Here is an 11,258-nt window from a genome sequence, read left to right on the forward strand (position 1 = left end):
CAACAATACAAAAAATTTCTGTAAAATCGTACATGGTAGTTAGAGCCTTTGGGTTGTGTCGTAACTTTCTAAATGGCTCTAACTACCTTTTTTTCAAGGGCTTTTCTTATCCGTAATTCGGGTTAAAATTGCAAACAACACATACGCCTTACCCAAATTTTTCTTTTCCAATTCAAATAATGCGTGTCCTTGGTCATTATGGCGGCTTTCTAGCAAAGATTCTGCTAAATGACGGCGCAAATTATGATTGATTTCAAGATTCTCAATCTGCTCCAAAGCCATCGCTTCATGCTGTTCTAAATGTTCCTGATACAGCTCTACCATGGCACGTACTTGCACCAACATGGCTTCGGTATCGGCATAGTCTTGTTTTTTATCTGCAGCAAGTCGTTGAGGATCTAAAAACTGATCCCAATTCAAGGCTTTTAATTCACGTAAATAGCTATTGCGCGCTTCGGCACTTTGCACCATGTGACTCAAGACAAAACTCGCCATAATTTGATAGTCGCCATCTAAACGATTATCTTTTAAGTCAATTTGAATCGGCTTAGACCAATCCTGTGCCTGTACAAAAATTTGTTCGGCTTTTCCATAAATCACATTTTGATAAGCATGCAATTGAGTGACTTGTTTTTGCTGCTGTTGATATTGATAAAACATCCCGCCAAAAATCAGCAGCGTTGCACATCCTATAATTAGCACTATACGTCGCATGCGTGCCCTCTTATTTTTTAGTATTTGCAATATCTTAGCGTGAAGCCTGTCACATTTGTATAGCATTTTATGCTTATTTTCTAATGCAGCCATTAGAATATAGTGAAATAAATCAATTCATTTATACCTTTATATGATTCTGTATCCATGACGCTATTTGACCAGATGCTCAAAAATAAGTTTAGCATCGCTTTATGCTTTAAATTTTATGTAACATCCCCATCTTAGTAAAAAACAGAATTTGAGATTGTTCATGCGCGTTGATATTTGGTCAGATATTGTTTGCCCGTTTTGCTATATCGGCAAAAAACGTTTAGAGGCTGCTGCTGAAGAAGCAGGTGTAGAATTAGAAGTGCATTGGCACAGTTTTGAACTCGATCCAGATGCGCCACCGCGTCAGGAAGTGTCCAATTCAGAGCGTTTGGCACAAAAATATGGGCGCAGCCTTGCCGAAGTAGAAGACATGCAGCGTAATATTGCCGAAATGGCAAAAGCTGAAGGCATTGACTTTCAATGGGAAAATGCCAATTCAGGCAATACCTTTAATGCCCATCGTTTGGTGCATTTGGCGCAAAGTAAAGGCTTGGGCAGCGAAGCCAAAGAAGCTTTTTTCTATAGCTATATGACTCAAGGTTTGGCAATTGGCGAGCGTGAAACACTGGAAGATGTTGCATCACGTATTGGGCTGAACCCTGTAGAAGTGGATGATGTTTTGGATTCTGACGAATATGCCGACTTTGTAAAATTTGACCAAGAAGTTGCACGTGAACAATTAAACGTCACTGGCGTACCGTTCTTCGTATTTGATCAGCGTATTGCTTTAGCAGGTGCGCAGCCACGCGAAGTTTTTGTGCAAGTTCTGCAAAAAGCCCTTGAAACAGCAAGCGAGCTAGAGCTTGAAGATGCAGCAAGCTGCGATGCAGAACAATGCGATGTATCTGAACCTAAAGCTTAAGATTGAAATACAGACAAGGCTGAATAGTGTTCTTCCAGCTGATTAGACGCACAAAAAAATCCCATTACGGGATTTTTTTGTGCTTTTAAAATGAGTCAAAGTTCCAGCTTTGCCCCGCAACCATGCTTCGGTTAGTTATCATCTTACTATGCTTGGTTAATGAAGCGAGGTGTTATTCAACCAAGAAGCTGATTTTTAAATTGACCCGATACTCCGTGATTTGATTGTCTTTAACCACCACTTTTTGTTCGTTAATCCACGCCCCTTGGACATTTTTAATTGTTTCTGTCACTTTAGCGATTCCAGTCTGAATCGCGTCTTCAAAACTTTTTGTACTGCTTGAATTAACTTCAACTACTTTTGCAATTGCCATGATTTTCTCACTGTCCTTTATCGTTATTGGAATTCCATCATAGATTAAAAAAACCGCATTTTTAGACTGTTTAACCAATCACAGCCAAAACATTACATGATTTCACACTGTCAAAAACTGTCACCATTCACCCGCATTTCAGACTTATCTAAATACAAATTTTGCAGACATCTCAACCATTTAAGCCTACAAAAAAACTAGAGCTAAAACTCTAATATATTGTTTTATATTGCTATTTTTAAAATAATTGCCGAAATGATCATTTTGTAAATTTTAAACTTTGTTATGATTCATGTGAATTTTTTATTTCGTTTGATCTCCCTACGATGTCTATTCTTCTGCCTAGACATTAACACTTTGGATGGATATTCCCATGAATATGTTTAAATCTGTTTTGATGGTTTCACTTTTAGCAATTGCTGCAAATGTATCTGCTCAAATTGTGCATGTACCTGATTTTCCAAATCAAAAAGTGAATACAGAATCGGCTGCATCTGAAGCTGTTGTAAATGAACCAACTTCGCAAAAGGCAGCTTAAGTTACGCGTTTTATCCACTAATTTTAGCTGTATTAATCTCTCCCATTTCTCTCCCCAAACAGCAGTCTAAAGCAGGCTGCTGTTTGTTTTTCTAATGCTAAATTTGCTTTAAATCGTCCATGCAACATCTAAAAACTGTGTTCTACCCAATTGCTAATACTTTTTTGGCACTGCGATTTAAATTTTTTTGATTATTTTTCATATAAAAAGCGCATTTTTTGTCAATAATGTCTAAAAAAGCACAAAAGCTGACAATTTTTAGCATGTATTTTTTAATTAAATCCATATAATTAAAGTGATTTTGTTTTCATTGCTATAGCAGATGCCTATGCAACAACTTCAAGCACTTATACAAAGAAAAATTCCACCTCAAGCGATTGAGGTCAGCCATTTAATCGAATTAGCCAAACGCTATCCTCAACCACAATCGGCAGAATATAAATTGATTGAATTGGCTCTGAATATTGTCTTGGCAGATTATTTGGAAAAAGCACAACAACATATTTAAGTATGCATCAATGAATACACTAGAAAAATCACTGTTGATTAAAGAATTACGCGACTTAATTGATGCTTTAACGCATAAAAGACTCAGTCTGTATGAAACAGCCAAAGCCAAAGCACGCATTAAAGAAATTTTTATGCTGTGCGATAAACCGATTTTTCAAAAACAGTTGCTCACATTTAAAGCCTCACAAAATCCAATTCAAACTGCGGTAACTTTTGCAGAACAAAGTTTATATGCACAATCTTTTCGTGGCGTATTTACACAACTTGAAGCACTTGAAACAGCACTTTATCAACAGCCTGAAGCAGGTTGGGCGATTTTGTATCAACCGAGAGCAGGTTGGGCGATTTTGTATCAACCGAGAGCAGGTTGGCAAATTTGGTTAATTCCTGCTGCAGACCGCACTGCTCTGCTAAGCGAATTTCAAGATTTAGAGCAGGTCTATCGCTGGATGTTGGAACAGCAGCAACAGTATCACTGCCTTCAAACCGATGCAGAACTCAAGCAAGCTGCTGTGCTAGAAGCTGCTCAAACTGTAACGATAGAAGCAGCACAAACTCAACCAATTTTTGCCACTGTAGACCCAGAAGAAAATAAAGCTGCAGATCCGCCAATTCAATTTGACTTTATTAGAGACCACATCGCTACAGAAGAAGTTGCCTCGTCTGATACTCAAGTTTTGGACGTGGCTAAAGATGAACTTACAATTGAACCGACAGCAGACCAAACGATCATTTCCAACGCAATACTGAATACAACTCAGCCTGACACAACGACAATAGATACTGCCCCACCAATAACAGCTGTCACGCCAAAACCAAGCACCACCCCAGCTTATAATCTATTGTTAAGCCAATATAGTTGCCCCATTTCTGCGCTCAATCTTAGCCAAAATGAGTCAGCACAGTTGTATCGGGTCTTTTTGCCTGAAGCGCCAGAAGTCACGCAATATGCCGATGTATTGGTGCATTTGTCTGATCCTGAAGAAGATCAGCAACAGGTGTTGGCGCGTGCGGTATATTTGGCAGAACAAACCAATACGCAAGGACGCTTTATTAAATATGTGGTACTGCTTGGCGCATTAGATCAAATGCAAGCGATTCGTTTGACTCAAAACTTTTGCCAACAGTTTGAACATGAAATTGCAGCAATACGTGAAATTTCTTGGGAAAAATTACAAGAACATTTATTTGATTTTGATCAGCTTTTTCAATGCTATAGTCATGATGCTCAAATCGTGTGGCAGCAAGAGCATTATTTTCCTTTCATTCCGATACAGCACATTCAAACTACTAAATTTATCCAGTTTGAAGAAAATGAAGCACAGAGTCATACCCCTTTGATTTTACTGAAAGAACGACAAAAAATTCGTGTGATTCATGGTCAAAAGCGCTTACAACTGTCCCGTACTGAACAAGCTGTACCGCACATTTTATTAGATCGACAACAAGGTATTAGTTGGCGAATGATTCAAAAAGTCATCTCCCAATTACAGCAACCGATTGATGCTTTGCAGTTATGCCAAGCACTTCAAATGTATCAAGAAAAAGAGGTTTCTGCCTAAAAACTGCCGTTTATATTATGATTTTGTAGCCAAGTCTTGCTTTTATCTCATAGATTTTCAACACTAACAAAAATGGCTTAAAGATCAGTAAATAATGTCAAGAATAAAGCACACATCGCCTTTTATATTAAGCTGTCTCTTAAGTGGGGTCGCAGGCATCACTTTTGCACAAGAATCAACTCAAGCAGTGGATCAAGCCCATACGTCACTGCCACCTTCTGTCGCTCCGCCAAGTGCAGTAGATAAAAGCAGTTTTTATTACACGATTCCACGTTGGATTGATGCTACACCGACGGTGTTACCCGAACAATCCAATGAACCCATTGTACCTGCCACCGCAGAAACGGAACATTTAACTTGGTTCGATCAACGTCAAAAAAATATTCGCAACTGGGCAGATAAAACAGCACATAAACTGGATAACTGGTTTGGTGAACCAAGTCCTGAACAGCCTGCCTCAGCCACTTTGCGGGTTTTGGTCGATAGCAGTTGGGATAAGCATAATGAATATGAAGTCAAACCTCGTATTCGCGGGAAAATCAAACTGCCTACGCTTGAAAATAAACTCAGTGTGGTCTTTGGTGATGACTCGCTCGATAACGAATTGCAAAATAACGTCGCCATTACCAACGAAAACCCAGCGCATGATGCAGACAAAACTGTAGACAGCAAACGTAGCCGTGAAGACAACAGTTCTCTGGCATTACGTTGGTCGAACTTTGCCGAGCGTCTACCTTTTGAAACAGATGTCGATTTAGGGGTACGTTCTGGCGATGATATTTATCTGCGTTTAAAAGCCTCTAAAGACTGGACTTTGGAAAATGATTTCTCTTTTCATGCCGAACAAATTTATCGTTATGGCATCGACAGTGAAAATTATCTCAGAACCAACTTGGAGCTCACGCACGCACGCCCCAATCAGGCTTTCTTGTCCAATCAATTTAGCCTGACCTATGCCGATGAACAAGATGATGATTTGGTTTGGGACAACTACACCTTTAGACAACATCAATTCTTTGCAGGCAACCGCTTTAACTATGGCATTTATACAGGCGGTTATTATCACGATGATGACTTACGTTTAAATCGTTGGGGGCCATTTGTCTCTTGGCGTCAACCATTTTTACGTGAATGGTTCTTTATTCAGGGCGATGTCAATTATTTAAATGATGATCGCGCAGATCGTAATCATTATCTCGGTGCTTTAGTGCGTTTAGAAGCCATTTTCTAAACAGGTAACATCTACAATCAAGCCAAATTAAAAAAACCAAGTCTTGCGAACAGGACTTGGTTTTTTTGCAAGATGATCTTGCAAGATGACGATGCATTATTTGTACAACGCATCATCGATCATGTTCATGCGAAAGCAGACTTACTTTAACAGTAAGCTATTAATACGTTTCACATATTCCGCTGGGTCTTCAGGCAAGCCACCTTCAGCAATCACAGCTTGATCAAAAATCACATGCGCCAAATCATCAAATTGATTGGAGTCCTGTAATTTTTTCACCAAAGGATGCTCTGGGTTGATTTCCAAAATTGGCTTCATATCAGGTACAGCTTGCCCTGCATCCTTCAACATACGAATCAATTGTGGTGACAGTTCACCTTCACCTGTTACCAAACAAGCAGGGGAATCAACCAAACGTGTAGTCACACGCACTTCTTTGGTTTTACCGCTTAAAGATGCAGACAATTGCTCAACCACAGGTTTAAATTGTTCTGCAGCCGCGTCTAAAGCTTTCTTCTCTTCAGCATCTTGTAGATCGCCTAAATCAACCGCACCTTTAGATACGTTTTGCATTGGCGTGCCATCAAACTCCTGCACAAAGTTCATCGCCCACTCGTCTACGCGTTCTGCCATCAACAACACTTCAATGCCTTTTTTCTTAAACAACTCCAACTGTGGAGAATGCTTTGCTGCGTTCAAGTTGTCTGCCGTAACGTAGTAAATGGCTTTCTGACCTTCTTTCATTCGCGCTTTATAGTCCGCCAATGAGGTACTGATGTCATCATTACTTGAAGTAGCGTAGCGTAATAATTTCAGGATACGTTCACGGTTGCCAAAGTCTTCGCCTAAGCCTTCTTTTAAAACTGAACCAAATTCTTGATAGAATTGCTTAAATTTTTCTTGGTCTTTTTCATCTTCAGACTTGGCTAAATTGTCCAACATGGTCAACACACGACGGGTATTGCCTTCGCGGATGGTTTTAACATCACGGCTTTCTTGCAATAACTCACGGCTCACGTTCAATGGCAAATCGGCGCTATCCACCACACCTTGCACAAAGCGCAGATAATTTGGAATCAGGTTCTCTGCCTCATCCATAATAAATACGCGCTTCACATACAATTTAATCCCCGCTTTGGCTTCACGAGTAAAAATGTTGTGCGGTGCTTTACTTGGCACATACAACAACTGGGTGTATTCAGTACTGCCTTCAACACGGTTATGCGCCCATGCCAATGGTGCGTCAAAATCATGACTGAGGTTTTTATAAAATTCGATGTACTGTTCTTCACTAATTTCGTTTTTATTGCGCGTCCACAACGCACTGGCCGAGTTAATTGCTTCCCATTCATCAGTTTTCACATACTGACCTGCTTTCGGCGTTTCACCTTCAGCTGCTTCTTCTTGCTGCCATACTTCTTTCTGCATTTGAATTGGCAAACTGATGTGATCAGAGTATTTATTGATGATCTGCTTAACTTTGTAGCTTTCTAAATAATCCAGTGCATCTTCACGCAAGTGCAGAATAATATCGGTACCCCGTTCTGCTTTGTGAATTTGCTCAACATCAAACTCGCCAGTACCCGTGCTGCTCCAACGCACGGCTTCATCTGCAGCCAATCCTGCACGGCGTGATTCCACAGTAATTTTATCCGCCACGATAAAACCTGAATAAAAACCCACACCAAATTGACCAATCAATTGCGCATCGGCTTTTTGATCGCCTGTCAATTTCGACATAAAATCTTTGGTGCCCGATTTGGCAATGGTACCCAAATGCTCAATCGCTTCCTGCTGACTTAAACCAATGCCATTGTCTGAAATGGTCAGGGTTTTCTTGTCTTGATCTAAGCGAATACGCACACGTAAATCAGGATCATTTTCATAATATTCAGGATGGTTGATGCCTTCAAAACGTAATTTGTCGCAGGCATCCGATGCGTTAGAAATCAGTTCACGCAAGAAAATTTCAGGGTTGGAATAAAGAGAATGGGTCACCAAATGTAATAACTGCGCCACTTCGGCTTGGAAACTGTGTTTTTGGCTGTGCTCGCTCATTCATCACTCCTTAAATTCATAAACATGGTTATTGTTGGATGTGTTTATGAATTGGAGTGATTGCCTAATTTTTCAAGCCTAAACCCAGAAAAATTTAAAAAGGTGCACGTTGATAGACCTGATTTAAATGATCCTCTAATTTCTGCTGACGCAAATTATACACTTGGGTTAAACAATCAACTGAAGTACCACAACGATCACGCAACTCTAACCAGCGAAATTGTTCATCACGAATTTGTGAGCGCGTCCCCATAGCGACCAAGCGGCTGACGATACGATAGGTGGTTGCCATTTTCACATCGGCATCATTGACCGGACGATGTTCACAAATAGCATGTTCCGTTTGTGTTTTGGCTTTCTCACAAGAAAAACTTGCCGCATGCCCCGCAACACTTAGCATTAAACCAAGACACACTAACCAACCATATTTGATCGACATGAATAAATTCCTTATTTATTGTTCTTTACTTTATCTTTCAGACTGTAAATGAACATGGCATATGCTCTCAATTTTTTCATTCGCTACATTTGTTATTTTTTGCAATAAAAAAAACCCCACCCTAAAGATGGGGTTGCGCTGATTTTTATTATTATAAAGAGCTACGTTTTATGATTAAAATTTGTAGCTATAACCGATGGTGTACACCATTGGGTCGATGTCCAGATCAAACTTTTCAGCTCCTAATGCAGCAGCAGTATCTGCTGTTAAAGTAACTTCAGGACTCAATTGTGCATAACGTGCATCAAAGAATACACCCCAATTTTTCGCATCAGCTGGCTGGAAGTTAAAACCGATTTGACCTGCAAAACCAAAGTCTTCTTTTACATCTTTAACAACACCTTCTTCATCCCATGCGATAAATGCCGTACCACCGACACCAATGTATGGTGTAAAACGGGTTGAATTTTTAAAGTGGTATTTAGCAGTTAATGTTGGCGGTAAATGCTTAATCTTCGCACCATTATCACCATTCACTAGCACATCATGACTAATTGGTGTAGCCAACAATAGTTCCGCAGAGATATTGTCGTTAAAGAAATACTCTACAGATGGTGTAAATGCATATTCATGATCAGCTTCAACATTCACAGGGCCAATTAAAGTATTTAGTGATGTATCAGCTGTTGGAGAAATCACAGAACCTCCAACTTTAACTTGCCATTGACCTGCCATAGCAGAAGCAGACATTCCCATTAATGCAATTAGAGCAACTTGCTTTAACATTTCAAAACCACCTTTAGAATAAAAATCTTAACGCTTAATTAATATTAAACATGACCACTATTAATATGCAACACATATTAAACATAATATTTTAATTATTTTATAAGCTATTCATTATTATATAAATTTATTTTAAATAGACTAAATTACTTGGTTTTAAAACCCGAGTTAATTAATAGAGTTTATATTGTTATTTCCCGACTATATTACTCAATTTTATTTAAAAAATATATTAAAAGGTTTATTTAAAATACATCTTATATTTGTTTAAAAATTAAAACAAATTTATTTTAAATTGATTAATTCACTCAGGTTTTATATTTTCAAAAAACAAAAAACCAATAAAAATTATTTAAATTAAATAAAGAGAATTAAAATCATCTTCATTCTAATATTAGAAGTTAATTACAACGAAAATGAATCATTCTGTTTGAAGATTTTAAATCGTGTATTGAGATTCAATCGGCAGATGCAAGGATGAATTTGAGAAAGATTCTTCTTGTCGTTTTAGCACGATGCTGCAACGTGCCCAACCTATTCTGAACACGTGTGCTTACAAATTTTGGTGATGATTTACAGCACCATCGCTGCAATCCAGCCAAAAATAATCAGTGGAATATTAAAGTGAATAAAAGTCGGTACCACACTGTCTTTCATGTGGTCGTGCTGCCCATCCATATTTAAACCCGAAGTTGGCCCCAAGGTTGAATCCGATGCTGGAGAACCCGCATCTCCTAAGGCTGCTGCTGTACCAATAATCGCAATGGTTGCTGCAGGGCTAAAACCGAACTGCAAACATAAAGGCACATAAATAATCGCTAAAATAGGCACGGTAGAGAAAGATGAGCCAATCCCCAAGGTGATTAACAAACCAATCAATAACATTAAAAATGCAGCCAAAGCTTTGCTATTGCCAATCCATTCCACCGACGCTTCTACCAAAGCAGGCACTTGATTAGTCGCTTCAATCACTGAAGCGAAACCTTGTGCAGCAATCATAATAAAGCCGATGAGTGCCATCATACGCATACCTGTAATGATCACATCATCTGCTTCTTTCCATTTGAAAATTCCCGCACAGCTTAAAATGGCAACACCCACCAAACCTGCCAGAATCATCGAATCTGAATACAATTGCACCGCCAAGGTTGCAATAATCGCAAACACTGCCATCCACAAGGTAAATTTTGCAATCTGAGGCGCTTGTAGGGTTGGCGCTGCGGTGTTTGCATTGAGCTCACTCGAAATGCTTTGGGTACGCTCTATTTGCACATCTTGATAATGTCGAGGCTTACGATAGCTCACAAACAACGCGATCAATAGACCTATGAACATTCCAAATACAGGAATAAACATAGCAGAAGGAATATCTTCATTTTGAATGGCAAAACCATACGGAGCACCAAAGGTGTTGATATTGTGCGCCAAAATATCATTCAGGAAGATTGCACCAAAACCGAAAGGAACAAACATATAGGTGGCAACCAAACCAAAAGTCAGCAAACAAGCCACTGCACGACGGTCTAAGTTTAAATGATTGAAAACACTCAATAAAGGTGGAATCAATACAGGAATAAATGCAATATGTACAGGAATTAGGTTTTGTGAAAATACCGCTGCCAAAGCCACAGTAAAATAAATCAGATATTTAACGCGGTTCTGTACCTTAGTATTACTGCTACCTGTTAAAGTGCGAATCAGCTTATACGCCAATAAGTCTGGCAAACCTGAACGTGCCAAAGCCAAAGCAAATGCACCTAAAATACCGTAAGCAAGAGCAATTTTAGCGCCACCACCTAAACCATTATTAAACGCATCTAAAGTGCCTTGTAAGCCTAAACCAGCCAGTAAACCACCTGAAACTGCACCAATAACCAAGGCAAAAACCACAGGCACACGAGCCAACGACAATCCGAACATGATTGCAATGGCAGCAAGAATTGCGAACATAAGAGATGAAAATTCGGCGGATTCAAGCGGCAAGTGCAACAGTATAAAAACCAGCCATAACTTCACTCGGTGTATACCAACCTAGGGTTTTTCTAGGACGATGGTTGAGTGCAAATTCTATCTGCTCTATTTGTTCGTTTGA

11 protein-coding genes and 1 pseudogene are annotated in these 11,258 nt (G+C 39.3%); 5 read left to right on the top strand and 7 right to left on the bottom strand.

Features of this window, described 5'->3' with window-relative positions; genetic code table 11:
* Positions 1-93: 93 nt before the first annotated feature.
* Positions 94-714: a hypothetical protein gene (locus tag ACEO2X_RS11880; protein ID WP_371972071.1), complete on the bottom strand. Its 621-nt coding sequence runs from the start codon at positions 712-714 to the stop codon at positions 94-96.
* Positions 715-967: 253 nt separating this feature from the next.
* Between ACEO2X_RS11880 and ACEO2X_RS11885 the strand changes: the two genes are divergently transcribed.
* On the top strand, positions 968-1,669 hold the full coding sequence (locus tag ACEO2X_RS11885) for a DsbA family protein (RefSeq protein ID WP_004975810.1): 702 nt from the start codon (positions 968-970) through the stop codon (positions 1,667-1,669).
* Positions 1,670-1,841: 172 nt separating this feature from the next.
* On the opposite strand, the gene ACEO2X_RS11890 is transcribed toward ACEO2X_RS11885, so the two are convergent.
* A complete protein-coding gene (locus ACEO2X_RS11890; protein ID WP_004975809.1) occupies positions 1,842-2,042 on the bottom strand; it encodes a dodecin family protein in 201 nt (66 codons plus the stop codon).
* 373 nt (positions 2,043-2,415) lie between these two features.
* Between ACEO2X_RS11890 and ACEO2X_RS11895 the strand changes: the two genes are divergently transcribed.
* The 4 genes from ACEO2X_RS11895 (at position 2,416) to ACEO2X_RS11910 (ending at position 5,883) form a co-directional block, all read left to right on the top strand.
* Complete coding sequence (locus ACEO2X_RS11895; protein WP_004975808.1) at positions 2,416-2,580, top strand: hypothetical protein; 165 nt, start codon at positions 2,416-2,418, stop codon at positions 2,578-2,580.
* Positions 2,581-2,908: 328 nt separating this feature from the next.
* A complete protein-coding gene (locus ACEO2X_RS11900; RefSeq protein ID WP_004975807.1) occupies positions 2,909-3,088 on the top strand; it encodes a hypothetical protein in 180 nt (59 codons plus the stop codon).
* A 10-nt stretch (positions 3,089-3,098) separates the two neighbouring features.
* Complete coding sequence (locus ACEO2X_RS11905) at positions 3,099-4,652, top strand: hypothetical protein (RefSeq protein WP_371972072.1); 1,554 nt, start codon at positions 3,099-3,101, stop codon at positions 4,650-4,652.
* 94 nt (positions 4,653-4,746) lie between these two features.
* A complete protein-coding gene (locus ACEO2X_RS11910; protein WP_371972073.1) occupies positions 4,747-5,883 on the top strand; it encodes a hypothetical protein in 1,137 nt (378 codons plus the stop codon).
* 141 nt (positions 5,884-6,024) lie between these two features.
* Here the strand turns inward: ACEO2X_RS11910 and htpG are convergent, their stop codons facing one another.
* From htpG to ACEO2X_RS11935, 5 genes and pseudogenes are all read right to left on the bottom strand, one after another.
* On the bottom strand, positions 6,025-7,941 hold the full coding sequence (gene htpG / locus ACEO2X_RS11915) for a molecular chaperone HtpG (protein WP_371972074.1): 1,917 nt from the start codon (positions 7,939-7,941) through the stop codon (positions 6,025-6,027).
* 94 nt (positions 7,942-8,035) lie between these two features.
* Complete coding sequence (locus tag ACEO2X_RS11920) at positions 8,036-8,380, bottom strand: lysozyme inhibitor LprI family protein (RefSeq protein WP_371972075.1); 345 nt, start codon at positions 8,378-8,380, stop codon at positions 8,036-8,038.
* 174 nt (positions 8,381-8,554) lie between these two features.
* A complete protein-coding gene (locus ACEO2X_RS11925) occupies positions 8,555-9,166 on the bottom strand; it encodes an OmpW family protein (protein WP_179994911.1) in 612 nt (203 codons plus the stop codon).
* A gap of 573 nt (positions 9,167-9,739) precedes the next feature.
* Entirely contained in the window at positions 9,740-11,116 is a 1,377-nt protein-coding gene (locus ACEO2X_RS11930; protein ID WP_371972076.1) for a Na+/H+ antiporter family protein, read from the bottom strand.
* A gap of 22 nt (positions 11,117-11,138) precedes the next feature.
* Positions 11,139-11,258 (bottom strand): annotated as a pseudogene (locus ACEO2X_RS11935) (IS30 family transposase); the annotation flags it as partial.

It is taken from the genome of Acinetobacter sp. AL9 (assembly GCF_041464035.1).
Taxonomy (GTDB): Bacteria; Pseudomonadota; Gammaproteobacteria; order Pseudomonadales; family Moraxellaceae; genus Acinetobacter; species Acinetobacter towneri.

Coding starts and splice junctions, on each gene's coding strand:
- ACEO2X_RS11880 (WP_371972071.1), bottom strand. CDS start 714: ATGCGACGTATAGTGCTAATTATAGGATGTGCAACGCTGCTGATTTTT.
- ACEO2X_RS11895 (WP_004975808.1), top strand. CDS start 2,416: ATGAATATGTTTAAATCTGTTTTGATGGTTTCACTTTTAGCAATTGCT.
- htpG (WP_371972074.1), bottom strand. CDS start 7,941: ATGAGCGAGCACAGCCAAAAACACAGTTTCCAAGCCGAAGTGGCGCAG.
- ACEO2X_RS11910 (WP_371972073.1), top strand. CDS start 4,747: ATGTCAAGAATAAAGCACACATCGCCTTTTATATTAAGCTGTCTCTTA.
- ACEO2X_RS11905 (WP_371972072.1), top strand. CDS start 3,099: ATGAATACACTAGAAAAATCACTGTTGATTAAAGAATTACGCGACTTA.
- ACEO2X_RS11885 (WP_004975810.1), top strand. CDS start 968: ATGCGCGTTGATATTTGGTCAGATATTGTTTGCCCGTTTTGCTATATC.
- ACEO2X_RS11930 (WP_371972076.1), bottom strand. CDS start 11,116: ATGTTCGCAATTCTTGCTGCCATTGCAATCATGTTCGGATTGTCGTTG.
- ACEO2X_RS11900 (WP_004975807.1), top strand. CDS start 2,909: ATGCAACAACTTCAAGCACTTATACAAAGAAAAATTCCACCTCAAGCG.
- ACEO2X_RS11890 (WP_004975809.1), bottom strand. CDS start 2,042: ATGGCAATTGCAAAAGTAGTTGAAGTTAATTCAAGCAGTACAAAAAGT.
- ACEO2X_RS11920 (WP_371972075.1), bottom strand. CDS start 8,380: ATGTCGATCAAATATGGTTGGTTAGTGTGTCTTGGTTTAATGCTAAGT.
- ACEO2X_RS11925 (WP_179994911.1), bottom strand. CDS start 9,166: ATGTTAAAGCAAGTTGCTCTAATTGCATTAATGGGAATGTCTGCTTCT.